At 69.7% G+C, this 23,938-nt stretch carries 24 protein-coding genes and 2 tRNA genes; 12 read left to right on the top strand and 14 right to left on the bottom strand.

Annotated features, from left to right (window positions below; genetic code table 11):
• Window positions 1–222: 222 nt before the first annotated feature.
• The 3 genes from ndk to AB0G79_RS07240 all read right to left on the bottom strand — a co-directional run bounded on the left by ndk (window position 223) and on the right by AB0G79_RS07240 (window position 2,645).
• Window positions 223–636: a nucleoside-diphosphate kinase gene (ndk, locus tag AB0G79_RS07250; protein ID WP_360801474.1), complete on the bottom strand. Its 414-nt coding sequence runs from the start codon at window positions 634–636 to the stop codon at window positions 223–225.
• Between the two features lie 112 nt (window positions 637–748).
• Window positions 749–1,120, bottom strand: coding sequence for a DUF4233 domain-containing protein (locus tag AB0G79_RS07245; protein ID WP_360801471.1), 372 nt, complete (start codon window positions 1,118–1,120; stop codon window positions 749–751).
• Window positions 1,121–1,124: 4 nt separating this feature from the next.
• A complete protein-coding gene (locus AB0G79_RS07240; RefSeq protein WP_360801468.1) occupies window positions 1,125–2,645 on the bottom strand; it encodes a folylpolyglutamate synthase/dihydrofolate synthase family protein in 1,521 nt (506 codons plus the stop codon).
• Between the two features lie 100 nt (window positions 2,646–2,745).
• Here AB0G79_RS07240 and AB0G79_RS07235 point away from each other — a divergent pair, with 100 nt between their 5' ends.
• Entirely contained in the window at window positions 2,746–3,768 is a 1,023-nt protein-coding gene (locus tag AB0G79_RS07235; protein WP_360801465.1) for a rod shape-determining protein, read from the top strand.
• Between the two features lie 98 nt (window positions 3,769–3,866).
• On the opposite strand, the gene AB0G79_RS07230 is transcribed toward AB0G79_RS07235, so the two are convergent.
• Together AB0G79_RS07230 and AB0G79_RS07225 are read right to left on the bottom strand one after the other, a co-directional pair.
• Complete coding sequence (locus AB0G79_RS07230; RefSeq protein WP_360801462.1) at window positions 3,867–5,006, bottom strand: ATP-binding protein; 1,140 nt, start codon at window positions 5,004–5,006, stop codon at window positions 3,867–3,869.
• A 266-nt stretch (window positions 5,007–5,272) separates the two neighbouring features.
• Window positions 5,273–7,900: a valine--tRNA ligase gene (locus AB0G79_RS07225; protein ID WP_360801459.1), complete on the bottom strand. Its 2,628-nt coding sequence runs from the start codon at window positions 7,898–7,900 to the stop codon at window positions 5,273–5,275.
• Window positions 7,901–8,038: 138 nt separating this feature from the next.
• On the opposite strand from AB0G79_RS07225, the gene AB0G79_RS07220 reads away from it, so the two are divergent.
• On the top strand, window positions 8,039–8,995 hold the full coding sequence (locus AB0G79_RS07220; RefSeq protein WP_360801456.1) for a hypothetical protein: 957 nt from the start codon (window positions 8,039–8,041) through the stop codon (window positions 8,993–8,995).
• Window positions 8,996–9,088: 93 nt separating this feature from the next.
• Here the strand turns inward: AB0G79_RS07220 and clpX are convergent, their stop codons facing one another.
• From clpX to AB0G79_RS07195, 5 genes are all read right to left on the bottom strand, one after another.
• Complete coding sequence (gene clpX / locus AB0G79_RS07215) at window positions 9,089–10,372, bottom strand: ATP-dependent Clp protease ATP-binding subunit ClpX (RefSeq protein WP_015033605.1); 1,284 nt, start codon at window positions 10,370–10,372, stop codon at window positions 9,089–9,091.
• 156 nt (window positions 10,373–10,528) lie between these two features.
• A complete protein-coding gene (locus tag AB0G79_RS07210) occupies window positions 10,529–11,188 on the bottom strand; it encodes an ATP-dependent Clp protease proteolytic subunit (protein ID WP_360801453.1) in 660 nt (219 codons plus the stop codon).
• Between the two features lie 62 nt (window positions 11,189–11,250).
• Window positions 11,251–11,868 (bottom strand): ATP-dependent Clp protease proteolytic subunit, encoded by a 618-nt coding sequence (locus AB0G79_RS07205; protein ID WP_360801450.1) that lies wholly within the window; start codon window positions 11,866–11,868, stop codon window positions 11,251–11,253.
• A 218-nt stretch (window positions 11,869–12,086) separates the two neighbouring features.
• Window positions 12,087–13,472, bottom strand: coding sequence for a trigger factor (gene tig, locus AB0G79_RS07200; protein WP_360801447.1), 1,386 nt, complete (start codon window positions 13,470–13,472; stop codon window positions 12,087–12,089).
• A gap of 170 nt (window positions 13,473–13,642) precedes the next feature.
• Window positions 13,643–13,719 (bottom strand) — tRNA-Pro (locus tag AB0G79_RS07195).
• Between the two features lie 133 nt (window positions 13,720–13,852).
• Between AB0G79_RS07195 and AB0G79_RS07190 the strand changes: the two genes are divergently transcribed.
• The 6 genes from AB0G79_RS07190 (at window position 13,853) to AB0G79_RS07165 (ending at window position 18,687) form a co-directional block, all read left to right on the top strand.
• Window positions 13,853–13,926 (top strand) — tRNA-Gly (locus AB0G79_RS07190).
• A 163-nt stretch (window positions 13,927–14,089) separates the two neighbouring features.
• Window positions 14,090–15,526, top strand: a complete 1,437-nt coding sequence (locus AB0G79_RS07185) for a tyrosine-type recombinase/integrase (RefSeq protein WP_360801444.1) — start codon at window positions 14,090–14,092, stop codon at window positions 15,524–15,526.
• 69 nt (window positions 15,527–15,595) lie between these two features.
• Window positions 15,596–16,246, top strand: coding sequence for a hypothetical protein (locus AB0G79_RS07180; protein ID WP_360801441.1), 651 nt, complete (start codon window positions 15,596–15,598; stop codon window positions 16,244–16,246).
• Window positions 16,247–16,382: 136 nt separating this feature from the next.
• Window positions 16,383–16,631 (top strand): helix-turn-helix domain-containing protein, encoded by a 249-nt coding sequence (locus AB0G79_RS07175; protein ID WP_360801438.1) that lies wholly within the window; start codon window positions 16,383–16,385, stop codon window positions 16,629–16,631.
• Complete coding sequence (locus tag AB0G79_RS07170) at window positions 16,628–17,590, top strand: bifunctional DNA primase/polymerase (protein ID WP_360801435.1); 963 nt, start codon at window positions 16,628–16,630, stop codon at window positions 17,588–17,590. The genes AB0G79_RS07175 and AB0G79_RS07170 overlap by 4 nt, the downstream gene beginning before the upstream one ends.
• Window positions 17,587–18,687 carry an AAA family ATPase gene (locus AB0G79_RS07165; RefSeq protein ID WP_360801432.1) on the top strand — a complete coding sequence of 367 codons (1,101 nt, stop codon included), beginning with the start codon at window positions 17,587–17,589 and terminating at the stop codon, window positions 18,685–18,687. The genes AB0G79_RS07170 and AB0G79_RS07165 overlap by 4 nt, the downstream gene beginning before the upstream one ends.
• A gap of 77 nt (window positions 18,688–18,764) precedes the next feature.
• On the opposite strand, the gene AB0G79_RS07160 is transcribed toward AB0G79_RS07165, so the two are convergent.
• Both AB0G79_RS07160 and AB0G79_RS07155 read right to left on the bottom strand, forming a co-directional pair.
• Window positions 18,765–19,049, bottom strand: coding sequence for a hypothetical protein (locus tag AB0G79_RS07160; protein WP_360801429.1), 285 nt, complete (start codon window positions 19,047–19,049; stop codon window positions 18,765–18,767).
• A gap of 4 nt (window positions 19,050–19,053) precedes the next feature.
• Window positions 19,054–19,398: a hypothetical protein gene (locus tag AB0G79_RS07155; RefSeq protein ID WP_360801426.1), complete on the bottom strand. Its 345-nt coding sequence runs from the start codon at window positions 19,396–19,398 to the stop codon at window positions 19,054–19,056.
• A gap of 479 nt (window positions 19,399–19,877) precedes the next feature.
• On the opposite strand from AB0G79_RS07155, the gene cutA reads away from it, so the two are divergent.
• Complete coding sequence (gene cutA / locus AB0G79_RS07150) at window positions 19,878–20,195, top strand: divalent-cation tolerance protein CutA (protein WP_360801423.1); 318 nt, start codon at window positions 19,878–19,880, stop codon at window positions 20,193–20,195.
• 49 nt (window positions 20,196–20,244) lie between these two features.
• On the opposite strand, the gene AB0G79_RS07145 is transcribed toward cutA, so the two are convergent.
• Window positions 20,245–20,601: a hypothetical protein gene (locus tag AB0G79_RS07145; RefSeq protein ID WP_360801420.1), complete on the bottom strand. Its 357-nt coding sequence runs from the start codon at window positions 20,599–20,601 to the stop codon at window positions 20,245–20,247.
• Between the two features lie 17 nt (window positions 20,602–20,618).
• Window positions 20,619–21,803: a helix-turn-helix transcriptional regulator gene (locus AB0G79_RS07140; RefSeq protein ID WP_360801417.1), complete on the bottom strand. Its 1,185-nt coding sequence runs from the start codon at window positions 21,801–21,803 to the stop codon at window positions 20,619–20,621.
• A 192-nt stretch (window positions 21,804–21,995) separates the two neighbouring features.
• Between AB0G79_RS07140 and AB0G79_RS07135 the strand changes: the two genes are divergently transcribed.
• The 3 genes from AB0G79_RS07135 to AB0G79_RS07125 all read left to right on the top strand — a co-directional run bounded on the left by AB0G79_RS07135 (window position 21,996) and on the right by AB0G79_RS07125 (window position 23,937).
• Entirely contained in the window at window positions 21,996–22,163 is a 168-nt protein-coding gene (locus AB0G79_RS07135) for a hypothetical protein (RefSeq protein ID WP_360801414.1), read from the top strand.
• Window positions 22,160–22,366, top strand: a complete 207-nt coding sequence (locus tag AB0G79_RS07130) for a hypothetical protein (protein ID WP_360801411.1) — start codon at window positions 22,160–22,162, stop codon at window positions 22,364–22,366. Before AB0G79_RS07135 ends, AB0G79_RS07130 begins: the two co-directional genes overlap by 4 nt.
• Window positions 22,367–22,509: 143 nt before the next feature.
• Entirely contained in the window at window positions 22,510–23,937 is a 1,428-nt protein-coding gene (locus AB0G79_RS07125; protein WP_360801409.1) for a Mur ligase domain-containing protein, read from the top strand.
• Window position 23,938 lies beyond the last annotated feature (1 nt).

The following is a 23,938-nucleotide window of genomic DNA, read 5'->3' as shown; positions in this document are numbered from 1 at the left end:
AGCTCCCCTTGATTTCCCATGGCGGAGGGTGGTGCGGCGTGGAGTTTTCCATCGTAGTGCCGCCCGCACGCATGCCGCGCGGTGGTCCACCTCATGTACAGGTGACGGCAGATCGCGGCGATCCGTTCCCGGGATTGGCGTTCATATGCCTGGGGGCGACCGAAATTCCTCCGGTCGCCCCACGGCGTTGCGCCGATCGGATGATCCGACCGGCTCGTCGGGTCAGACGAGACCCGGGAAGAAGATCTTCAGCTCGCGCTCGGCCGACTCCTCGGAGTCCGAGGCGTGGATGAGGTTCTCGCGGACGATGGTGCCGAAGTCGCCGCGGATGGAGCCGGGCTGGGCGGCGATCGGGTCGGTCGGGCCGGCCAGCTGGCGGACGCCCTCGATGACCCGCTCGCCCTCGACCACGAGCGCGACGACCGGACCGGAGGACATGAAGCCCATCAGCGGCTCGTAGAAGGGCTTGCCCTTGTGCTCGCCGTAGTGCTGCTCCAGGGTCTCCTGGTCCAGCTCGCGCAGCTCCAGGGCCGCGAGGGTCCAGCCGGCCTTGCGCTCGATGCGGCCGATGATCTCGCCGACCAGGCCACGGCGGACGGCGTCGGGCTTGAGCAGGACGAGCGTGCGCTGGCTCACGGGGGAACTCCTTCGGAAAAGCGGTGTGCGGGCCTCCGAGGCTACAGGGCCCGCCCGCCCACCGATTACGCAGCGTCAGGCCCTGCCGTGCACAAAACCGGCCGGACGGGCCCTAAGCGGTCTGCCCGGCCGGCGCCGTCGCCTCCGCCGCCTCCGCCTGCTCCGCCCAACGGGCCTTGATGGCGTCGACCTTGCGGCCGTAGTGCACGGAGCACCACCACAGGACGGCGAAGGCCGCCCCGAGCACGTACATCACCGGGACGAAGAAGCCGCTGGCGATCAGGCCGATCTGGAGGGCCCAGCCGAGCTGCACGCCACCGGGACGGGTGACCATCCCGCAGAGCAGCACCGAAAGGACCATCGCCGCGCCGCAGACCCACCAGACGGTGGACGTCGACAGGCTGTCGTCCTTCATGGCGACGAGACCGGCGAAGCCGATCACGAAGAACTCGCCGATGAGGGTGGAGGAACAGAGCACGCGCATCGGTTCAGCCCCTTCGCCGCAGCAGCAGTCGGGCGTCGCCGACCGTGAAGATCGAACCGGTCACGAGGACGCCGGCGCCGCCGTACTCGGCCTCTTCCTCCGCGAGGGTGATGGCCGCCTCCAGCGCGTCGGGCAGCCGGGGCTCCACGACGACCCGGTCCTCGCCGAAGACCTCGACCGCGATCGCGGCGAGCGCGTCGACGTCCGTGGCCCGCGGGTTGGAGTTCGCCGTGATCACGACCTCCGCGAAGATCGGCTCGAAGGCCTCCAGGAGACCCCGGGCGTCCTTGTCCCCGCTGGTGGAGACGACACCGATGAGCCGCGAGAAGCCGAAGGCCTCGCTGACGCCCTCCGCCGTGGCGCGCGCGCCGTGCGGGTTGTGCGCGGCGTCGAGGATGACGGTCGGCGAGGAGCGGACGATCTCCAGGCGGCCGGGCGAGGCCACCTGGGCGAAGGCCCGGCGGACCGTGTCGACGTCCAGGGTCCTGGCGTGCTGCGCGCCGATGCCGAAGAAGGCCTCGACCGCGGCGAGCGCGACCGCCGCGTTGTGTGCCTGGTAGGCGCCGTGCAGCGGCAGGAAGACCTCCTCGTACTCGCCGCCGAGGCCGCGCAGGGTGAGGAGCTGTCCGCCGACCGCGACCTCGCGGGAGACGACGCCGAACTCCATGCCCTCGCGGGCGACGGTGGCGTCCTCGCCGACGGCCTTCTTCAGCAGGACCTGGGCCGCGTCGACCGGCTGCTGGGCCAGGATGACGGTCGCGTCCTTCTTGATGATCCCGGACTTCTCGGCCGCGATCTCGCCGGTGGTCCCGCCGAGGCGGTCCGTGTGGTCCAGGTCGATCGGGGTGACGACGGCGACGGTCGCGTCGATGACGTTGGTCGCGTCCCAGGTGCCGCCCATGCCGACCTCGACGACGGCCACGTCGACCGGGGCGTCGGCGAAGGCCGCGTACGCCATGCCGGTGAGGACCTCGAAGAAGGAGAGGCGGTACTCCTCGCGGGCGTCGACCAGCTCCACGTACGGCTTGATGTCCTGGTACGTCTCGATGAACCGCTCGGCGGAGATCGGGGCGCCGTCCAGGCTGATCCGCTCGGTGATCGTCTGCACGTGCGGCGAGGTGTACCGGCCGGTGCGCAGCTCGAAGGCGCCGAGGAGGGCCTCGATCATGCGGGCCGTCGACGTCTTGCCGTTGGTGCCGGTGATGTGGATCGAGGGGTACGCCCGCTGGGGCTCGCCCAGGACGTCCATCAGGGCCGCGATCCGGGTGACCGAGGGCTCCAGCTTGGTCTCGCCCCAGCGGGTCGACAGCTCGGTCTCGACGTCCCGCAGCGCCTTGTCCAGCTCCGGGTCCTCGGGGCGGCTCGGCACGGGATCGCCCTGCGGCGCTCCGCCCTGCGTGCGCAGGGTGCGGCTGCCGGCCTCGATCACCGCCAGGTCGGGGTCGCGGTCGGTCTCGGTGTCGACGATGTCGTCGAACGCGTCGGGGGTCAGGGGCGCGTCGAACGGGTCGCGGGGCTCACTCACAGGGCCAGTCTACGGAGGGGTACCGACAGGACCATGGACCCACCCCATTCGGGACTTTCGACCCGCCGTCCACCGGACCGGCCCGGCAAACTTGGCGATCATGGACATAGGGATCGACCTCGGCACGGCCAACACGCTCCTCTACGCGCGGGGGCAGGGCATCGTGCTCAACGAGCCGTCCGTGGTGGCGGTGCAGGAGGGCTCCCGGCAGGCGCTCGCGGTCGGCACGGAGGCGAAGGAGACGATCGGCCGGACGCCCGGCTTGATCAGCGCGATCCGTCCCCTCAAGGACGGTGTGATCAGCGACTACGAGGCGGCCGAGGAGATGATCCGGCACTTCGTGCGCAAGGCGGTCCCGGGCCGCCGCCGGCCGCGCACCCGCATGGTGGTCTGCGTGCCGAGCGGGGTGACCCCGGTCGAGCGGCGGGCGATCGTGCACGCCTCGCTCTCGGCCGGCGCGCGGGCCGTGCACCTCGTCGAGGAGCCGATGGCGGCGGCGATCGGGGCGGGCCTGCCGGTCTCCGACCCGCGCGGCTCGATGGTCGTCGACATCGGCGGCGGCACGACCGAGGTGGCCGTCATCTCGCTCGGCGGGATCGTCACGGCCCAGTCGCTGCGAGTCGGCGGCGACCGCCTCGACGCGGCCATCACCGACTTCGTCCGCAGGGAGCACTCGCTCCTCATCGGCGAGCGGACCGCGGAGGACGTCAAGGTCGCGATCGGCTCCGCCTGGCCGGTCCCCGGCGACGAGGAGCTGGAGCGGCGCACCTTCACGATCCGGGGGCGGGAGAAGGTCAGCGGCCTGCCCCGCACCGTCGAACTGACCGTTCCGGAGGTGCGGGAGGCGCTCGACGAGCCCGTGGAGGCGATCATCGCGGCCGTGCGGGCGACGCTGGAGGAGTGCCCGCCGGAGCTCTCCGGCGACGTGATGGAGCACGGGATCGTGCTGACCGGCGGCGGCGCGCTGCTGCCCGGCCTCGACCTGCGGCTCTCCTCGGCGACGGAGATCCCCGTCTTCGTCGCGGACAGCCCGCTGGACTGCGTGGCGCTGGGCTCGGGCCGGTGCGTGGAGGACTTCGACAGCCTCCAGCGCGTCATGGGGAAGGCGGAGCGGGGGCGTTAGGCCGTACGGGTCGGGGGCGGCGCCTCGGCGGCGCCCTCGCGGCTCCCTCGTGGCTCCCTCGGCAGCACCCTCGTGGCTCCCTCGGAGCCGTACGCCTCTCAGCGCGGCAGGCCCGTCGGGAGGAGTGCCGTCACCACGTACTCCCCGCCCTCCCCGCCCGCCTTCAGCGTCCCGCCCATGCTCGTGACGCGCTCCTCCATGGAGAGCAGCCCCGTCCCGGTCGAGACGGGGGACGGCTCCGGCGGGGTCTGCGGCAGCGGGTTGCGCACCTCGATGCGCAGGTCGGGCCCCTCGACCGTGATCGCGGCCGTCACCGGCAGGCCGGGCGCGTGCTTGGCCGCGTTCGTCAGGCACTCCTGGACGACCCGGTGGACGGCCGCCTGCCGCAGCGGCGAGAGCGCACGGGCCTCGGCCGCGACCGTCAGGTCGACCGGCCCGCCCATCCGCTCGCTCTCCTCGGCGAGCGCGGCGAGCCCGTCGAGGCCGGGCGTGGCGCCCTCCCGGTCGACGCGGCGCACGATCGTCTCGTTCAGCATGAGGTGGGCCCTGCGGGCGGTGTCCGCGAGCTCCTCGAAGTCCTTCTGGTGCGCGTCCCCCCTGGCCCGTACGGCGAGGACCTCGGCCCGTACCGCGAGGACGGTCAGCTCGCGCCCGACCAGGTCGTGGACGTCGCGGCCCACGGAGATCCGCTCCTCCTGCACGGCCTGCCGCGCGGCGGCGTCCCGGCGCTGGTCCTCCAGGGCCCTGACGAGGTCCTGCCGGTAGGCGGCGATGCCGACGCCGGCCGCGAGGACGCCGATCGGGACGACGATGCCGAGGAAGTCGATCAGGGTGTCACCGTGCCGGTTCGACCAGCCGGGCGTGAGGAAGAAGCCGCAGGCGACGAGGATGTAGAGCAGGGTCGCGCCGACGGCGGCCCGCCGGCCCCGGAAGCGGCCGATCGAGTACAGCGCGAACTGGATCATCGTCAGCTCGTGGACCCAGCCCATCAGCCCGAGCGCCACGAGGTACGGGACCCAGGGCGCCCGGCGCCTGAGCACCAGCGTGGCCGCGCCCGCCGCGAGCACGAGGGTCGCGGTGACCCCGGTCAGGGAGTTGTCGGCGCGGGCGAGCCCCGGCACGTCGAGGACCATGAGCGCGAAGGCGCTCAGCGCGGTGACGACGTCGAGGGCGCGGGGCGTCGCGGCCCACCGGTCCACGCGTCGGCGGAGCGCGGGGACGGCGGGGAGGCGGGGCATGCCTCCCATCATCCAGGGTCTTTCGGCCCGGAGCCGTGGACCCGAAGTCCCGTTCGGTGTGAGATCGGGCACTTCGCCCACATTGCTGTTTGACTCCGAAATGCGCACGAAGCATCCCGTACATGTTCTTCCAGCCGATCCCGCACCTGGCGACGCGGTCCGGTCGCGACGGAGGCGTGAGGGGTAGGGGGTGCGGGAGTCCGGGGGTACGGGGGTACGGGAAAGGGGCCCGGAACCGATGGCGGTTCCGGGCCCCTCGTCACTCGCTACGCCTGCGGGAGGCTCGCCAGCTGGTTCTGGATGCGGGCGATGTCCTCGTCCGCCTTGGCGAGACGGCCCTTGATCTTGTCCACGACGTTGTCCGGCGCCTTGGCGAGGAAGGCCTCGTTGCCGAGCTTCGCCTCGGCCTGCGCCTTCTCCTTCTCGGCGGCCGCGAGGTCCTTCGCGAGACGCTTGCGCTCCGCGGCGACGTCGATCGTGCCCGACAGGTCGAGCGCGACGGTGGCACCGGCGATCGGCAGGGAGGCGGTGGCCGAGAAGCCCTCGCCCTCCGGCTGGAGCCGCAGGATCTGGCGGATGGCCGCCTCGTGCGCGACGAGCGGGGTGCCGTCGAGCGTCAGGCGGGCCGGGACCTTCTGGGCGTCCTGGAGGCCCTGCTCCTTGCGGAAGCGGCGGACCTCGGTGACGACCCGCTGGACCAGCTCGATCTCCTGCTCGGCGGCCTTGTCACGGAAGCCGCTGTCCTCGGGCCAGTCGGCGATGACGAGGGACTCGCCACCGGTGAGCGTGGTCCACAGGGTGTCGGTGACGAACGGGACGATCGGGTGCAGCAGGCGCAGCATGACGTCCAGGACCTCGCCGAGGACGCGGCCGGAGACCTTGGCACCCTCGCCGCCCGCGAAGAACGTCGTCTTCGACAGCTCGACGTACCAGGCGAAGACCTCGTCCCACGCAAAGTGGTAGAGCGACTCGCTCAGCTTCGCGAACTGGAAGTCCTCGTAGTACGCGTCGACCTGGGCGACCGTCTCGTTGAGGCGGGACAGGATCCAGCGGTCGGTCGCCGACATCTCGGAGGCGTCCGGCAGCGGACCCTCGATCGTGGCGCCGTTCATCATCGCGAAGCGGGTCGCGTTCCAGATCTTGTTGGCGAAGTTCCGGGACGCCTGGACCCAGTCCTCGCCGATCGGGACGTCCGCGCCAGGGTTGGCGCCCTTGGCCAGGGTGAAGCGGACGGCGTCGGAGCCGTACGCGTCCATCCAGTCCAGCGGGTCGACGGCGTTCGGGTTGGACTTCGACATCTTCTTGCCGAACTCGTCGCGGACGAGGCCGGTGAGGGCGACGGTCTTGAAGGGGACCTCGCCGTCCATCGCGTACAGGCCGAACATCATCATCCGGGCGACCCAGAAGAAGATGATGTCGTGGCCGGTGAGCAGGACGTCGGTCGAGTAGAACTTCGCGAGGTCCGGGGTCTTCTCCGGCCAGCCGAGCGTCGAGAACGGCCACAGGCCGGAGGAGAACCAGGTGTCCAGGACGTCGGGGTCCTGGGTCCAGCCCTCGGCCTCGGTGCCGGGCGGCTCCTCGTCGGGTCCGACGCAGACGACCTGGCCCTCGGGGCCGTACCAGATCGGGATGCGGTGGCCCCACCACAGCTGGCGCGAGATGCACCAGTCGTGCATGTTGTCGACCCAGTCGAAGTAGCGCTTGGAGAGCTCCTTCGGGTGGATCTCGACGGAGCCGTCGCGGACGGCGTCGCCGGCGGCCTGCGCGAGCGGGCCGACCTTGACCCACCACTGCATCGACAGGCGCGGCTCGACGGTTGTCTTGCAGCGCGAGCAGTGGCCGACGGAGTGCATGTACGGGCGCTTCTCGGCGACGATCCGGCCCTGCTCCTTGAGCGCGCCGACGATCGCCGAGCGGGCCTCGAAGCGGTCCAGGCCGAGGAAGGGGCCGTGGACGGTGATGACGCCGTGCTCGTCCATGACCGTCAGGGACGGCAGGTCGTGGCGGCGGCCGATCTCGAAGTCGTTCGGGTCGTGCGCCGGGGTCACCTTGACGGCGCCGGTGCCGAACTCGGGGTCGACGTGGGTGTCGGCGACGACCGGGATGGTGCGGTCCGTCAGCGGCAGCTTGATCTGCTTGCCGACCAGGTGCTTGTACCGCTCGTCGTCGGGGTGGACGGCGACGGCGGTGTCGCCGAGCATCGTCTCGGCGCGGGTCGTGGCGACGACGATGGTGTCCTCGCCCTCGCCGTACGTCATGGAGACGAGCTCGCCGGCGTCGTCCTGGTACTCGACCTCGATGTCGGAGATGGCCGTCAGACAGCGCGGGCACCAGTTGATGATGCGCTCGGCGCGGTAGATCAGCTCGTCCTCGTAGAGGTCCTTGAAGATCTTCTGGACGGCCTTCGAGAGGCCCTCGTCCATGGTGAAGCGCTCGCGGGACCAGTCGAGGCCGGCGCCGAGGCGGCGCAGCTGGCCGAGGATGCGGCCGCCGTACTCGTCCTTCCACTGCCAGACGCGCTCGACGAACTGGTCGCGGCTCAGGTCGTGGCGGGACTTGCCCTCCTCGGCGAGCTGCTGCTCGACCTTGTTCTGGGTCGCGATGCCCGCGTGGTCCATACCGGGCAACCAGAGCGTCTCGAAGCCCTGCATGCGCTTGCGGCGGGTGAGGGCGTCCATGAGCGTCACCTGGAAGGCGTGGCCCAGGTGCAGGGCACCGGTGACGTTCGGCGGCGGGATGACGATGGTGTACGGGGGCTTCTCGCTCTTCGCGTCGGCCTCGAAGTACCCGCGCTCTACCCAGCGCTCGTACAGCTTCCCCTCTACCTCGGCCGGCGCGTACGTCGTCGGCAGTTCGGTGGTGGGCGCTGTCTGCTGCTGAGTGTTCTCGGTCACGGGCCCAGTTTAGGGGTGTCCTCGCCTTGTCCTGAAACGCTTTGGTTCGGTAACGGTGTGGGCCCCGCCGCACTTCATGGTCATCGCTTCCGCCAGGATGTTCGGCAGGCATAAACATCCTGTGAGGGGAACCTGTCGATGAGCTACAACCAGCCCGGCCCGTACGGCGGCCAGCAGCCCGGTCCTTACGGTCAGCAGCCCGGCCCCTACGGCCAGCCGCAGCAGCCGAACCCGTACGGCCAGCCGCAGGCCCCGCAGCCGGGCTACGGGTACCCCCAGCAGGCCCCCCAGGGAGTGCCGCCGCAGCAGCCCCCGTACGGCTACCCCCAGCAGCAGCCCAACCCGTACGGCCAGCAGCCCCCGTACGGCGCCCCGCAGCACCCGGGCGGCTACATGCAGCCCCCGCCGGCCCCGAAGAAGTCGAAGGCCGGCATCGTCATCGGCGCGATCGCGGTCGTGGCGGCGCTGGGTGTGGGCGCGTACTTCCTGCTCGGCGGAGGGGGCGGGAACGGCGCTGTCGCCGACGACACCAAGGGGTACAAGATCACCCCCGCGGCCACGATCGGCGAGTACAAGAAGAGCGGCGCCGACCAGACCACGATGAACGACAAGCAGAAGGCCAGCGCCGTGGCCATGGGGATCACGAACGCGAAGTCGGCCGCGGCCTCCTACAAGGGCGGCGACTCGACCGACCCGCTCAAGGGCAAGTCCATGAGCCTCCACGGCATGTATGGCGAGATCGCCGACCCGGAGAAGGCGCTCGACACCGCCTTCGCGAACTACTCGAAGGACCAGTCCGGCGAGGAGGGCCTCAAGGTCACCCCGATCGGCAGCCCGGAGGAGAAGACGCCGGCCGGTTTCGAGGGCGCGCTGATGAAGTGCCAGAAGATCACCATCGAAAGCACCAAGGAGAGCACGACCCCCGGCCCGAAGGCCTTCACGGTGCCCACCTGCATCTGGGCGGACTACAGCACCCTCGGCGCCGTCAACGCCATGGACATGTCCACGATGATGACCGGTGGCGAGGGCATGACCCTGGACCAGGTCGCCGAGCTGACGGCCCAGCAGTACAAGGCGTCCCGCAGCAAGGCCTGATGCCGTAGGGCCTGACGCCTGGCATGAGAAGGGGCGCCCCGCCGGTCTCGGCGGGGCGCCCCTTTCACATGTCCGTACGGCTACGGCTACGGCTCAGGCGGACTTCTCGTGCCTGCCGTCGTTCTTCACGATCCGCGGGACCAGCGTCGGGTTGACGTTGTTGCGGACGACGTCGGCCGTGATGACGACGCGGGCCACGTCCTTGCGGGACGGGACCTCGTACATCACCGACTGGAGGACCTCCTCCATGATGGCCCGCAGGCCACGCGCGCCGGTGCCGCGCAGGATCGCCTGGTCGGCGATGGCCTCCAGGGCCGGGCGGTCGAAGTCCAGCTCCACGCCGTCGAGTTCGAAGAGGCGCTGGTACTGCTTCACCAGCGCGTTGCGCGGCTCGACGAGGATCTGGAGGAGCGCCTCGCGGTCCAGGTTGTGGACCGAGGTCAGGACGGGGAGACGGCCGATGAACTCCGGGATCATCCCGAACTTCACCAGGTCCTCCGGCATGACCTCCTGGAACTGGTCGCTCGCCTCGATCTCGCGCTTGGAGCGGATGGTCGCCCCGAAGCCGATGCCCTTGGCGCCCGCCCGCGACTCGATGATCTTCTCCAGACCGGCGAAGGCGCCGCCCACGATGAAGAGCACGTTCGTCGTGTCGATCTGGATGAACTCCTGGTGCGGGTGCTTCCGTCCGCCCTGCGGGGGAACCGAGGCCGTCGTCCCTTCCAGGATCTTCAGCAGGGCCTGCTGGACGCCCTCACCGCTCACGTCGCGCGTGATCGACGGGTTTTCGCTCTTACGGGCGACCTTGTCGATCTCGTCGATGTAGATGATCCCGGTCTCGGCCTTCTTGACGTCGTAGTCGGCCGCCTGGATCAGCTTGAGCAGGATGTTCTCGACGTCCTCGCCGACATAGCCGGCCTCCGTCAGCGCCGTCGCGTCGGCGATGGCGAACGGGACGTTGAGCATGCGGGCCAGGGTCTGCGCGAGCAGCGTCTTCCCGGAGCCCGTAGGGCCGAGCAGCAGAATGTTGGACTTCGCCAGTTCGATGGCGTCGTCCCGGCCCTGCGCGCCGCCGTTCTCGCCGGCCTGGACGCGCTTGTAGTGGTTGTACACCGCGACCGAGAGGGCCTTCTTCGCGGGCTCCTGCCCGACGACGTACCCCTCGAGGAACTCGTAGATCTCGCGGGGCTTGGGGAGTTCCTCCCAGCGCACCTCGCTCGTCTCCGCGAGTTCTTCCTCGATGATCTCGTTGCAGAGGTCGATGCACTCGTCGCAGATGTACACACCGGGTCCCGCGATGAGCTTCTTCACCTGCTTCTGGCTCTTTCCGCAGAACGAGCACTTGAGCAGGTCGCCGCCATCACCGATGCGTGCCACGAGGTGCTTCCCCTTCGCCTGGGAGTGCTTGGTTCAGCTACTCCTGGTGCCTCATATTCGACGGTACCTTGCCGGGCCCCTGGTTCGGGCCCCCCTTGGCACGGTTCACATGGACGGGAATGCGCCATGTGCCCCGTGCCGAGGGAAGGTCGGGCGTCAGTGTGCCGCGGCGTTGCTCTTGCGGGTCGACACGATCTGGTCGACCAGGCCGTAAGCCAGCGCGTCCTCGGCGGTCAGGATCTTGTCACGCTCGATGTCCTCGCGGATCTTCTCGATCGGCGTCGAGGAGTGCTTCGCGAGCATCTCCTCGAGCTGACCGCGCATGCGCAGGATCTCGTTGGCCGCGATCTCCAGGTCGGAGAGCTGCTCACGGCCGGTGCCGCCGGAGGGCTGGTGGATCAGCACACGGGCGTTGGGCAGCGCCATGCGCTTGCCGGGCGTACCGGCGGCGAGCAGCACGGCGGCGGCGGACGCGGCCTGGCCCATGCAGACCGTCTGGATGTCGGGCTTGACGAACTGCATCGTGTCGTAGATCGCCGTCAGCGCGGTGAAGGAGCCACCGGGGCTGTTGATGTAGATCGAGATGTCGCGGTCCGGGTCCATCGACTCCAGGCACAGCAGCTGCGCCATGACGTCGTTGGCCGAGGCATCGTCGATCTGCACGCCGAGGAAGATCACGCGCTCCTCGAACAGCTTCGCGTACGGGTCGTACTCGCGGACGCCCTGCGAGGTGCGCTCGACGAAGCGGGGCACGACGTAGCGGTTGTCCATCGGAGCGCCGGTGTAGAGGCCGCTCGCGGAGAGGTTGTTCTGCATCTGGGTGTTCACCGTCCTGGTGGCGTTCGGTGGGCTGGGGCTCTTGAGCGGAATGCCGGGGCTCAGGCGCCCGTGCCGCCGCCGCCGGGAACGCCCGAAGCGGCAGAGATGATCTCGTCGATGAGGCCGTACTCCTTGGCCTCCTCGGCGGTGTACCAGCGGTCGCGGTCGCCGTCGCGGATGATCGCCTCGACGGTCTGGCCGGAGTGGCGCGCGGTGATCTCGGCCATGCGCTTCTTCGTGCGAAGGAGGTACTCGGCCTGGATCTTGATGTCCGAGGCGGTGCCGCCGATGCCGGCGGAGCCCTGGTGCATCAGGATGTCGGTGTTCGGCAGCGCGAAGCGCTTGCCCGGGGCACCGGCGGTGAGGAGGAACTGGCCCATGGAGGCCGCCATGCCCATACCGATGGTGACGACGTCGTTGGGGATGAACTGCATGGTGTCGTAGATGGCCATGCCGGCCGTCACCGAGCCACCGGGGCTGTTGATGTAGAGGTAGATGTCCTTGTCCGGGTCGGCGGCCAGGAGGAGCATCTGCGCGGTGATCTTGTTGGCGATCTCGTCGTCGACCTGCTGGCCGAGGAAGACGATGCGCTCGCCGAGCAGCCGGTTGTAGACATGGTCGCCGAGGCCGCCACCGATGGACGGCTCACCCGCGGCGTAAGGCTTCAGATTCGTCACGTATCCACCTGCTCGTCTCCGACGGCCAAGGCCGTCTCAGCGTCTCGTTCCGAGGGCACTGCCCTCGTATTCATGGACCCTAACGCGCAGGTAGGACAACGCCATCCCGGTTCCCGAACTGTTCGCTGGGAGCGCAAGGTCCGAGGGGTCGTGAGACGCCCACGGGCCCGGGACGCACAGGGGTGCGTACCGGGCCCGTGGACCTGTCTGACGTGGACTTACTTGTCCTCGGAGACCTCGGCCTCGCCGGCGACGGCCTCGACGGCCTCGGCGGCGGTCTCGACCTCGTCCTCGTCGTCGGAGAGGTCGACGACCTCGCCGTTGGTGTCGACGACCTTGGCGGCCTCGACGACGACCGCGAGGGCCTTGCCGCGGGCGACCTCACCGACGAGCATCGGGACCTGGCCCTGCTGCGCGACGGCCTGGGCGAACTGGTCGGGGCTCATGCCGGAGGAGGCGGCACGGCGGAACAGGTGCTCGGTGAGCTCCTCGCGGGAGACGTCGAGCTTCTCCTTGTTGACGAGCTCATCGAGGATGAACTGCGTCTTGATGCCCTTCTCGGCCTGCTCCTTGGTCTCGGCCAGGAACTCTTCCTCGGTCTTGCCCTGGATCTCCAGGTACTTGGCGAGGTCGAGGCCCATCTGACCGAGCTGGTGGTGCTCCAGGTTGTGCTTGCGGGTGTTGATCTCGTCCTCGAGAAGCTTCTCGGGCATCGGGACCTCGACCAGCTTGAGGAGCTCGTCGAGGACGCGCTCCTGGGCCTGGGTGGCCTGGTCGAACTGCTTCATGTTCTCGAGGCGCTTGCGGCTGTCGGCCTTGAGCTCGTCGAGGGTGTCGAACTCCGAGGCGAGCTGCGCGAACTCGTCGTCCAGCTCGGGGAGCTCGCGGGCGGCGACGGCGGTGACCTTGACGGTGACCTCCGCGTCCTTGCCCTCGGCGGAGCCGCCCTTCAGCTGCGAGGTGAAGGTGGCCTCGCCACCGGCCTCCAGGCCCTTGACGGCCTCGTCGATGCCGTCGAGGAGCTCGCCGGAACCGATGGTGTACGACACGTCGCCGGCGACACCGTCGGGCAGGACCTCGCCGTCGACCTTCGCCTCGAGGTCGATCGTGACGACGTCGCCGTCGGCGGCGGCGCGCTCGACCGTCTTGGTGGACGCGAAGCGCTCGCGGAGCTGCTCCACGGACTTCTCGACGTCCTCGTCGGTGACCTCGACCGCGTCGACGGTGACCTCGATGCCGGAGTAGTCCGGGATCTCGATCGTCGGGCGGATGTCGACCTCGGCGGTGAAGGCCAGCAGCTCGCCGTCCTTCAGCTCCGTGATGTCGACCTCGGGCTGGCCCAGCGGGTTGACCTCGGCCTCGTTGACGGCCTCGGTGTAGAACTTCGGGAGCGCGTCGTTGACGGCCTCCTCCAGCACGGCGCCGCGGCCGAACCGCTGGTCGATCACGCGAGCCGGGATCTTGCCCTTACGGAAGCCCTTGACCGTGACCTGCTGGTTGATCTTCTTGTACGCCGCGTCGAGGCTGTCCTTGAGCTCCTCGAAGGGCACCTCGACAGTGAGCCGAACCCGGGTCGGGTTCAGGGTCTCCACGGCGCTCTTCACGGTTCGGTCTCCTTGTGGCTGATTCCTGGAATCCGCCGGATCCGCGTCGAGCGGTCCGGCGGCTCGGCCCGGTCAGAAAGACACACGGGCACGCAGCTTGCATAGTAACCGCAAGCGGGGAGACGGCCACAACGTGATCAAGAAGGCGGCAGGCGACCGCGTGATCATCCTGGTCGGGGTGGCGGGATTTGAACCCACGGCCTTCCGCTCCCAAAGCGGACGCGCTACCAAGCTGCGCCACACCCCGTCGGTGCGACACGTAGGGTACATGGACGGGGACAGCGCGGCGCCCCTCGTTTCGAGGGGTGTGCGAGAAGGCCCCCGGACCGGCTACCATGCTCTTCGTGCCGCGGTCCTCGTGACCTGCGGCGCGATGCTGTGCGGGTGTAGCTCAATGGTAGAGCACTAGTCTTCCAAACTAGCTACGCGGGTTCGATTCCCGTCACCCGCTCCACGTGGCGAGTTGCCTGGTCAGAGCCGGTTTTCCGTGAACAACGGAGACCGGCTCTTTCCGTTCCCGTACCGCCGAGCGCGGGATAGCGCGGGATAGCGCGCGAGGAAGTCACCCCGGAGGGGATGGCTGGTGTCACCACCGACACCCGAGAGGCACGAGTCCCTTGTCCCCCACTCCCCCTCCTTCCCCTTCCTCCGAGGCATCGGCCCCGAGGACCGGCCGCCCGCGCAAGCGCGTCCGCTCCTCGGGAAGCGGCTCGGCCGAGCGCCAGAAGTCCGGCAGGTACCGCGCGAGCTATCTGCATCCGGCCACGGGAGAGCGCCACTACGCCCCCGCCACCTTCGCCACCAAGGGCGAGGCGCAGGCATGGAACCGCCAGCACCTCGCGGCGATCGACCGGGGTGACTGGTTCGACCACAGCAAGGGCGACCGGCTGCTGACCGACTACCTGTTCCTGTGGCTGGCCACGAACCCCAAGATCACGAAGGACTCGACGAGGGAGCTCAACCGCGACGAGGCCCGGCGCTGGATCTTCGCGAAGCTCCCGGACCCCGACGGGCGCGGGGGAAGCGTCGAGCTCGGGGCGATGACGCTGCGGGAGATCGACCCGGCGACCGTGCGCCGTTGGTACGCCGCGATGCGCGCGGCGGTGAAGGCGAGCGCCGTCGCGAAGGCGCGGGCGGTGAAGTCGCGCGAACACCCGGCGCGCTGGTGGGCGCGCGAGACGGGACGCGAGGTGAAGTCCTCGGGAAGGTTGAGCCCCCAACTCCTCGCCGCGTGGGCCGAGGCCGGTCACCCCGCCCCGCCCGCGCCGGAGGCGAAGCCGACCGCCGGCGAGGAGGTGGCGGCGAGGGTCTATCGCCTCCTCCACGCCGTCCTGGCCGCCGCAGTCACCGACGAACTGATCAAGGACAACCCCTGCAAGATCAAGGGCGCGGGCCAGGCCCCGGAGGTGGACCGTGCGCCGGTCTCAGCGGACGAGGTCACGGCCATCGCCCAGAACTACCCGGCCCGCTACCGGGCGGCGGTCTGGTTCGCCGTCTTCACTGCCCGCCGCCCCGGCCAGGTCTTCGCCCTGCGCCGCCGGGACGTGGACCTGAACAAGCGGCTCGTGCACGTGGCCCGGTCCGTCGGCAAGGTGCACGGCCGCAAGGGCCACCACTTCAGTACGCCCAAGACCGCCGACACGGACCGCTGGAAGCGCATCCCCGAGGAACTGGCGACGATCCTCGCGGCCCACCTGGACGAGTTCGTGGAGTCGGACAAGGACGCGCTCCTCTTCACCACCACCCACGGCAACGTCCTCGCCAGCTCGCACCGTTCGACGTTCTTCACCCGCGCGAAGCGGAAGATCAACCGCGAGGACCTCCGCTGGTACGACCTGCGGTCGGCGTCGGCCATGTTCATGTACGAGCAGGGCGCGACCCGTTCCGACGTGAAGCGCCACCTCAACCACCGCACCGACGCCGCCGCCGCGCGCTACGAGCGCACGAGCGACCAGCGGCGCCGGAACCTGATGAGCGGGTTCGGGGCGACGCTGGGGCTGACCGCAGCAGCGACGCCGCCGCCTCCGAGCGGTCAGACGGAGGGCCCCGCATAGTGCCCCCTCGCGCCCCCGGGTGGCCGCCCTCGACTTGCAGGGTCCCGTGAGGCGCCTCATCCTGCACTCATGAGCGTGATCATGGCAGCGCCGAGCGAGCCCCCCGCCGGGGACGCGTTCGGCGCTGCGGTGCGTTCGATGGCCATGCAGGCCGAGAAAGTAGCCGCATCCCAGGCACACATGCGGAACGTGCTGGACACGATCGGTCCGGCAGTGGAAGCCGCCCGAACCCTGTCCGCCACCGTCTCCGCCGCCTCCGCCGGATGGAACGTCGCGGCGATTGAGCTCATGGGAACGCGGCAGAGCCGCCGCCGGGACGCCACGGTGAACGGGCGAGTGCGGCTCCTGATGGGCTTCGCCGTGAAGACGTACGGGCAGAGCCTGGGCGAGCTGCGTATGCGGGACTTCGCCGACGTGGCCACCGGCAACGGCGATGCCGACTCCTTCGCCGCCCGTACTGGCCTCCCCCGCCACATCTGCGCGGCCCTCCTGACCATGTCCAAGGTGATACGCACCCTCGCGCGCTGCGCCGCCCTGCTCGTCCGCCGCCTGCTGCTTCTGGCGACGACTGCTCATGACGCGGAGACGTACGGACCGGCCCTCGGGAAGCCCGTCACGACGGACGCCGGTCCCCCACCGATCGGGCCCCGAGTACGCGCACGTTGTCTGCCTCCGAACGGCCCGAACCCGGCTGGGCTCGGCACGGCTCGCGCCAGCTGATCCCACCCCTTCTCTGTGAGGGGTCGACACAGGGCACGCCCCGACACGCGCCGCGCCGAGAGCCCACCCTCGAACTCCCCGGCCGCCATGGGTGGCGGCGGGGCTTCGGAACAGCGTGCCCGGTACCGGATTGGTCATGACCGAAGTCATCACCACCGCTGCGGCGGCGGTCCCCGAGCAGAACCACGCCAACCCCGACCCGTTGCTCAGCATCGAGGGGGCCGCCGCGTATCTCGCGGTCCCCACGCGCATGATGCGTCGACTCCGCGCCGAGCGGACGATCCCGGCGGTCAAGGTGGGGCGGCATGTCCGCTTCCGCGTCTCGGCTCTTGAGGCCTACCTCACGGAGCAGACCGTCCCCGCCCGCCGGGAGGTGCGCCGGTGACCGCGTCGGACATGAGTGATGCCCGCCCCAGGCAGGAGGCGGGCATCACACAGAAGACTCAGTTCAGTCATCACCAGCGTAGCTCCGCCCCCGCCCACCCGTCGGGCGTCACCGACGCTCTCGCGCTCGCCGCTCTCGGCTGGCACGTCTTCCCCCTACGCGTGGAAGACAAGCGCCCCGCGGTAAGCGCGTGGCCGACACGCGCCACGACCGACCCCGAGCGCATCACGCGGGCGTGGTCCCACGGGCCGTACGGCGTGGGCATCGCCTGCGGACCGTCGGGTCTCGTGGTGGTCGATCTCGACGTGGCCAAGGGCGACCAGCCGCCCGCCGAGTGGGCGCTGCCCGGGGTCGTCGACGGCAGGGACGTGTTCGCCGCCCTGTGTGAGCGGCACGGCGAGGTGCTCCCGTTCGGGCGCTCGCCTGTCGCCCTGACGGGCTCTGGCGGCCTGCACCTGTACTACAGGGCCCCGGCTGACCGAGAGGTCCGTAACAGCGCGGGGCGAATCGGCTGGAAGATCGATGTGCGGGCCGTCGGCGGATACGTCGTGGCGCCTCCGACGACGGTTTACCGGCGCACCTATCGGTGGGCCGGCGGGTCGCCCGGAAACACACTCACCCCGTTGCCCGACTGGCTGGCAGATCTCGCCGCGCCCGTCGTCGAGCTCGCGGCAGCCGCCGTCCGGCCGCTCACCGTCCGGGGATACAGCGCCGCCGCACTGCGGCGAGAGGTCGAGACCGTGTTGCGCGCTCGACCCGGCACCCGGAACGACACCTTGCACCGCGCCGCGTTCAGCCTGGGCACCCTGACCGGCTGCGGCGTGCTCCCCGCTGACGCCGTGGAGTTCGCCTTGAAGGAGGCAGCCGCGTCCATTGATCTCGGTCCGGCGGAAGCGATCCGCACCATCGCATCGGGGCTCGCCGCCGGCGCGAATCATCCGAGGAGGGTCGCGGTATGAGCAGCGAATTCGCCGAACAGGCGGACCGGATCGTCCGCTCACTGCCCGTACAGGCCGTCCCGGACCGGCCTGCCGCATCAGCCAGGGTCGTGCGCATGTCGACCGTGCGCCGCAAGCCGATCGCATGGCTATGGAATCGGTACGTGCCTGCCGGGAAGCTGACAATCTTCGAGGGCGACCCCGGAGACGGCAAGTCCACCATGGTCTGTGACCTCGCCGCGCGGTTGACCCGTGGGCGCCCCATGCCGGACGGATCGCCCGCGCAACCGGGCCTCGTGCTGCTCCTCACCGCCGAGGACGGCGTGGAAGACACCATTGCGCCTCGCCTCCAGGCCGCCGGTGCCGACATGGCAGGCGTCATGGTGATGACGGAGGTGTGCGAGCCGGACGAGTACGGCAACGTGCACGCCCGCCCCGTGGAGTTGCCCGCTGACCTGCCCCATGTCGCCCGGATCATCCGGGAGGAGAGCGTGCGCATGGTCGTGGTCGACCCGCTGATGGCGTTCCTGGCCGGCGTCGACTCCCACAACGACCAGAGTGTCCGGCGGGCCCTGCACCCGATCGCGAAGCTGGCCGAGACGACCGGCGCCGCCTTCGTCGTCATCCGGCATCTCAACAAGAGCGCGGGAGGCAAGGCGATGTGCCGGGGCGGAGGATCGATCGGCATCATCGGCGCCGCGCGTGCCGGGTATCTCATCGCTCCCGACCCCGACGACGCGGGTGGCCCCCGCCGACTCATGGCTTCGGTGAAGGTGAACGTGGCCGTCAAGCCTCCGACGATGGTCTACCGGCTGGTCGAGGCAACCGAGTTCGGCTGCGCCCGCATCGAGTGGGACGGCACCTCGGACTACCGGGCCGAACACCTCGTCGCGGCCGAGACCGACGACGAGCGCAGCGAGAAGAAGGCGGCCGTCGATCTGCTGCGCGAGTACCTGGCCGACGGGCCGCGTCGCTCCAAGGACGTCGCGGAGGAAGCCCGCGAGTCGTGGGGAATCGACCAACGCACCCTCATTCGCGCACGTCAGCGTCTAGGCGCGCGGGCGTTCAAGAACGGGAAGGAGTGGTGGATCGAACTTCCGCCCGAGCCGAACGAGTGAGAGAAGGCGGCAAGGGTGCCACTTCCAGGAAGTGGCACCCTTGCCGTCTTGGCGATACCGCGCCGTGAAATGGCGCTCTACTTCGTGTCGAGCTCTTCGATCAGAGCCGAGGAGAAGATGGTCCCAGCAAGCCAAGCATCTTTGTCTGGGCCAATCTTCGGAATGATAAGGCGCCGCCGGTTCCAGGTCTCCGGCTGGTCGGGGAGTTCGACCTCCGCCGCCACCCAGATTCCTTCTTCGTCCTCAGAAAACGAGAGACCGAGCAGCCTGGAGCCACGCTCCATGAGTTCGGTGGCGACACCATCTGTCACCTCGGAGCGAAACTCCTCGATGTACTCCCGGTACGTGATGATCATCGGCACTTTGTCAGCATCCACAGCCGTAATAGTAGGCCGTGATGATGCCGACAGGACGGTGATCCCTGGACCGGGAGTCCACGCGTTCGGTGAACACGACGATCATTCCGCCCGCGCGAGGGTTGGAGAGGGAGTTGCTCCTCAGGTTGCACGTGGTCTTGCTGCCGGACGTCGGACACGTGCCACGGTCCAGTGTCTTGTCGATGTCCCGCTTCATGTTCGTCCAGCTCGAAATCTCATCCGAGTGGCCCGACTCGATGTGCCGCTTACCGAACCCATCCACGCTCCCCGCGTCCTTCTGACCGACCCGGAGCGGCAAGTCTTCACCATCCGGGCCGAAGTGCGTGGAGTACACCTTCCAATCGATCGGGTTGGGATTCGTAGCGGCCTGGGCAGGTGCTGCCCCTGCTCCGAATAGACACAAGGCGGCCGCAGTAGTCGCCACTGCGGTACGACGCCGTAAAAGAGCAAGCATCAGTTCCCCATATCTGCTGCTGAGGCCGTCGGCTTCAGGTCAGTCACCGACGGCTGCTTGGCTCTCATGCTTGATGCCGACTTGCCGAGTGGTCAAGAACCAATACTCGCCATACCCTTGCTTGCCGCACTCGCCCGAGCGGACGGATAAAGCGTTGAGGAAGGGGAGTCATACCGACCCCAGGGCTGGTCCTCACACCTCAGCGTGAGGTTGGAAAGGCCGAGTTTCGACCACCCGAACGCCCCCAAGCGTCAGGAAGGGAATCAGCGGGTCCCTTGTTGCCCGGACGCTCTGGAACTGGCCCGATAAGCTCAGGCGTTCCCGGGACCAGCCTGACACTGCCCGGCTACCGTGCCCGCATGGCTGACTTCATGATCGTGATCACGACCACCGACACCCCGGATGCCGCCCGCTCCCTCTCGCGCTCGGCGGTCGAGAAGGGCCTTGCCGCGTCCGGGCAGGTGACCGGCCCGGTCGAGACGACGTACCGGCATCTCGGGGAGGTCTCCGAGGGGACGGAGTGGCAGATCACGTTCCGTACGGCCGCCGACCGGCGCGAGGCCCTGGAAGGGCACATCGTGGCCGAGCATCCCTACGACTCCCCGGAGGTCATCGCCTTCGGGATCGACGCCGGGCGGGCCGAGTACCTGGAGTGGATCACGCGCGCGACCCACTAGACCCCACGCGACCTGGATCGGTGCGGGCTCGCGCCGCCCCGGGGAAGGCTCAGACCGTCTGCTCGATGCGCTCGAAGATGTCCGCGTCCGTCTCCTGCTGCCAGGCGGGAAGGTCGGCCCAGTCGGCGACGTAGCCGGGCTTCGGGTCCTTGAAGTGCTTGAACATCTGGGCCGTCCAGCAGATCGCGACGAAGCGGCTCTTCTGCTCGCGGGTGAGTCGGGCGGCGTGCCCCTCGCTGATCGCGAGAAAGTCGCGCACCTGCCCGTACACGGCTGCGGCGGCTTCACGCTCCCACTCGGGCGTCTCCTCCCACGGCGTGATGTAGCCGGGCTTCGGGTCACCGGGGAAGTGCCTCTGCACCCCGGCGATCCACGCCTCGCGGAAGATCCGGCCGTCCTCGTTCATCCCGTCCCCCTTCCTCATCAGACAGTCGCTCCGATCTTCTCCGAGAACCGGCGCAGCCCGGGCATCTCCGGGTGCAGCATCAGCAGCTCCGAGGCGATTCCCCGGACCTTCGGCCGGGTCGCCTCCTCCGGCGCGTACGAAGCCAGGGCACGGAGGGCGTGGAACGTCTTCTCCGGCTCGTCGAGCGCCTGCCAGACCCGGGCGATGTCCATGCACATACGCCCCCGTCGCTCGGCCGTCGGCAGTCGGCGCGGGTCGAGCTTCTCCGCGTACATCAGCGCTTGGTCGTCCTCGCCGAGGGCGTGGTGGACGGAGATGCGGAAGCCGCGCGTCTGGGCTTCCCCGAACTCGCCGGGGATGTAGAGCCGCTGTGAGGCCGTCTCCCGTCGCTTCGCCGTGTCCTCGGCCTCGCCGATCAGCTCCATCGCCTGGCCCCGCCAACCGGCCTGCGCGGCGCTGTACGAGGCCGTCAGCATCAGCGTGCCCCGCATGGCGAGTTCGTCGGGGTGCTGCCCCAACCGTCCGGCTGCTTCCTGGAGATGGTCGATCGCTGCTTGATAGTCACCACTACGGCGCAGAGAGACACCCATGGAGTGCGCGGCCTCACCCATCACCACCGGGCTTCCGGTCAGCTCCGCCTGTGCACGCGCCCGTTCGGCCGCGATCCACGCCATGCCCTGATAGTTCTTGATCGCGAGCTGCGCGAGCAGCACATACCCACGCGCCGCAATGTCGTGGGCCTGTGAAGCGAGTGAGCCGGAGATCAGCGACGGCAGTGTGCGCCCCAGCTTGCTGTACTGCGCCGCCTGGAACACCGTTCGGGCCTCCACGAGCGCGGAAAGCAGCGCTTCACGCGAGGCCGGCCGCGCCTCGGGCAGGTGGAACAGCGACCGCTCCACCAACTCCTTGGGATCGGCCGCAGCAGCGGCAGTGCCAGGCAGCGCGGCAGCGATCCCGACTCCCAGCCCGAGCGTGAGCACTTTTCGGCGGTGCACGGCATCCCCTTCGAGTCCGACATCAGCGGCAGTCAGCCCCAGGACACCACATAAGACGAGCAGCGTGTCCTCGTCCGGATGGATCTTCCCGGATTCGACCCGCGACAGCCATGAACCGGAGTACCCGACGGCCTTACCCACCTTCTCCTGCGACAGACGCATGGCGTTCCGAGCCTGCCGCAGCACATCCCCCAGCGAATCAGCCATGCACAGAGTGTGCCGATCCACGCACAGTCTTTGCAGACCCTTCGTCAGACATAGTCCGAACGAGTCCGGCCGCATTCACTGGTCACACGCCCCCGGAGGTGAGGAACCCTCCGGGCGGCTCCCCCGAGGCAGCGGGCCGTGTTGCGTCCCGAACTGCGGCCCGCTGCTGCCCCGTACGAGAGGAGTGAGCGCGTGACCATCTCCGAACCGCCCCGCAGGAACCCGGGTGCCAGTGGCCGTACGGACGCGCCGCCGGAGCCTCTGCCGGTTGCGCCGAGCCGGGCGCTCCGGCTGCGGGCGGCCGATGGCTGGGAGAGGTTCATGCGCCGCGCCGAGGCTCGGCAGGAGCCGGGGACGTGAACCCGGTAGGCCCTGACGGCTACGAGCAGCACCCGCTTCTGAACAAGCCCGTCCGCGACATCGCTTCGCGCGGGACGGGGGTGCTCGTCGCCGTCGTCCACGAGCTCCACAGCCACGGCACCGTCCGGGTCGCCCACGTCCGGCCGCCCAGCGGCGTCGAGTGGACGACGGCGGCCGACAACATCCAGGCCGCCGACCACTGAGGCCGCCTGACCCACAGATTTCCGCCGCACCCGACAAGGGGGCGGCGGAGGTGGGCGCCGGGGCTTCGTCCCTCAGGCGCCCGGCGCCCTGCACGTACCAACCACCGATCCGCGATCGATCTCCCTCACCTGGAGGAAGCGGCATGGTAGAAACCCGGCACCACGAGATCCTTCCCTTCGACGGCGTCCCCGACCTGACCCGTCCCCGCCTCGTCGGCATCGGCGGGGCAGGGATGTCCGGTCTGGCCCGTCTCCTCGTCGCCCGTGGCTCCGAGGTCAGCGGCTCGGACCTGCGCGCCGGCGCGATCACAGAGACGCTGGCCACGGTGCGCTGCACCGTCCACGTCGGCCACCGGGCCGACAGCGTCGGTGAGCCGACCGCCGTCGTCTGGTCGAGCGGCATCGCCCCGGACAACGTCGAGATCGCTCACGCGGTGGAGCTCGGTCTCCCCGTGCTCCACCGCAGCCAGGCCCTCGGGCACCTGCTCGCCCAGGCGGCCACGTCCGTCGTCGTCGCGGGCACGCACGGCAAGTCCACGACCACCGCCATGCTCGGGACGATGCTCGGGCACCTGGGCGCGTCCTGGGTTGGGGGCGGTGCCCTCGTGGGCGGGGAGAACGCCCACGCCGGTCACGGCGGCATCCTCGTGGCCGAAGGTGACGAGAGTGACCGCACACTCGTCCAGTACCGCCCGGACGTGGCGGTCGTGCTGAACGTCGACGACGACCACCCCGAGACGTACGTCGACCGCGACGACGTCCTCGACGTCTTCGAGACATTCGCGGGCAACAGCGCGCACCTGGTGGTGTCCGCCGACGACGAGGGCGCGCGGCTCCTCACCGAGAGGGTGCGGGCCCGTTCCGGTCTGGCCGTGACCACGGTCGGCAAGACGCCCGGCACGGACTTCCGCGTCATCTCCGTCGAGGCACGCGGGGAGGGCAGTCGGGTGGTGGTTCGGGAGCCCGGCGGGGCAGAGGCGGTGCTCACCGTCCCGGTTCCGGGGCGGGTGAACGCGCTGAACGCGGCCGTGGCCTACGCCTGCGGGCGCGTCCTCGACGCTGACCACCGGCCCCTCCTCGACGCGCTCGCCGCGTTCCCGGGGGTCCAGCGGCGCATGACTCCCGTCGGCACCGGCGAGGAGTCCGGGATCACGGTCCGGGACTCCTTCGCCCACCACGCGCGTGCCGTGGAGGCGGACATCGCCACGGGCCGTGAGCTGGCCTCGGGCCGCGTAATTGTCGTCTTCGAGCCGTCCGGCGGGGCGCGCACGCTCGCGCACGGCGAGGAGATCGGGCGGGCGCTCGCGGCGGCCGACGAGGTGGTCCTGTTGGACGTTCACTCGCTCGTGGGCACCGCCACGTCCGACGGCGTTACGTCGGACCGGATCGCCGCCGCCGTCGCTGAGCACGGCGGCCGGGTCACGGTGGTGCGCGAGCACGCCCAGGCCGTCGGGGTCGTACGCGCCCTGGTCGGGCCGGGCGATCTGGTGATCACGATGGGTACGGGCGAGGTGACCGCGCTGGGGCCGCAGATCCTCGCCCTCGACGGCGCGGCCGTCCTCGCCTCGTAAT

The organism is Streptomyces sp. NPDC020807 (assembly GCF_040641575.1).
In the GTDB taxonomy this organism is placed as follows: Bacteria; Actinomycetota; Actinomycetes; order Streptomycetales; family Streptomycetaceae; genus Streptomyces.
Note: the sequence above shows the minus strand (reverse complement) of the source record. Positions and strands in the feature narration are given on the sequence as shown.

Excerpts from the sequence above, each read along its gene's own strand:
- AB0G79_RS07210 (WP_360801453.1), bottom strand. The coding sequence starts at position 11,188 with ATGCAGAACAACCTCTCCGCGAGCGGCCTCTACACCGGCGCTCCGATG.
- AB0G79_RS07165 (WP_360801432.1), top strand. The coding sequence starts at position 17,587 with ATGAGCAGCGAATTCGCCGAACAGGCGGACCGGATCGTCCGCTCACTG.
- AB0G79_RS07140 (WP_360801417.1), bottom strand. The coding sequence starts at position 21,803 with ATGGCTGATTCGCTGGGGGATGTGCTGCGGCAGGCTCGGAACGCCATG.
- AB0G79_RS07175 (WP_360801438.1), top strand. The coding sequence starts at position 16,383 with ATGACCGAAGTCATCACCACCGCTGCGGCGGCGGTCCCCGAGCAGAAC.
- AB0G79_RS07180 (WP_360801441.1), top strand. The coding sequence starts at position 15,596 with ATGAGCGTGATCATGGCAGCGCCGAGCGAGCCCCCCGCCGGGGACGCG.
- AB0G79_RS07230 (WP_360801462.1), bottom strand. The coding sequence starts at position 5,006 with ATGCCCCGCCTCCCCGCCGTCCCCGCGCTCCGCCGACGCGTGGACCGG.
- AB0G79_RS07245 (WP_360801471.1), bottom strand. The coding sequence starts at position 1,120 with ATGCGCGTGCTCTGTTCCTCCACCCTCATCGGCGAGTTCTTCGTGATC.
- AB0G79_RS07220 (WP_360801456.1), top strand. The coding sequence starts at position 8,039 with ATGAGCTACAACCAGCCCGGCCCGTACGGCGGCCAGCAGCCCGGTCCT.
- AB0G79_RS07125 (WP_360801409.1), top strand. The coding sequence starts at position 22,510 with ATGGTAGAAACCCGGCACCACGAGATCCTTCCCTTCGACGGCGTCCCC.
- AB0G79_RS07235 (WP_360801465.1), top strand. The coding sequence starts at position 2,746 with ATGGACATAGGGATCGACCTCGGCACGGCCAACACGCTCCTCTACGCG.
- AB0G79_RS07145 (WP_360801420.1), bottom strand. The coding sequence starts at position 20,601 with ATGAACGAGGACGGCCGGATCTTCCGCGAGGCGTGGATCGCCGGGGTG.
- cutA (WP_360801423.1), top strand. The coding sequence starts at position 19,878 with ATGGCTGACTTCATGATCGTGATCACGACCACCGACACCCCGGATGCC.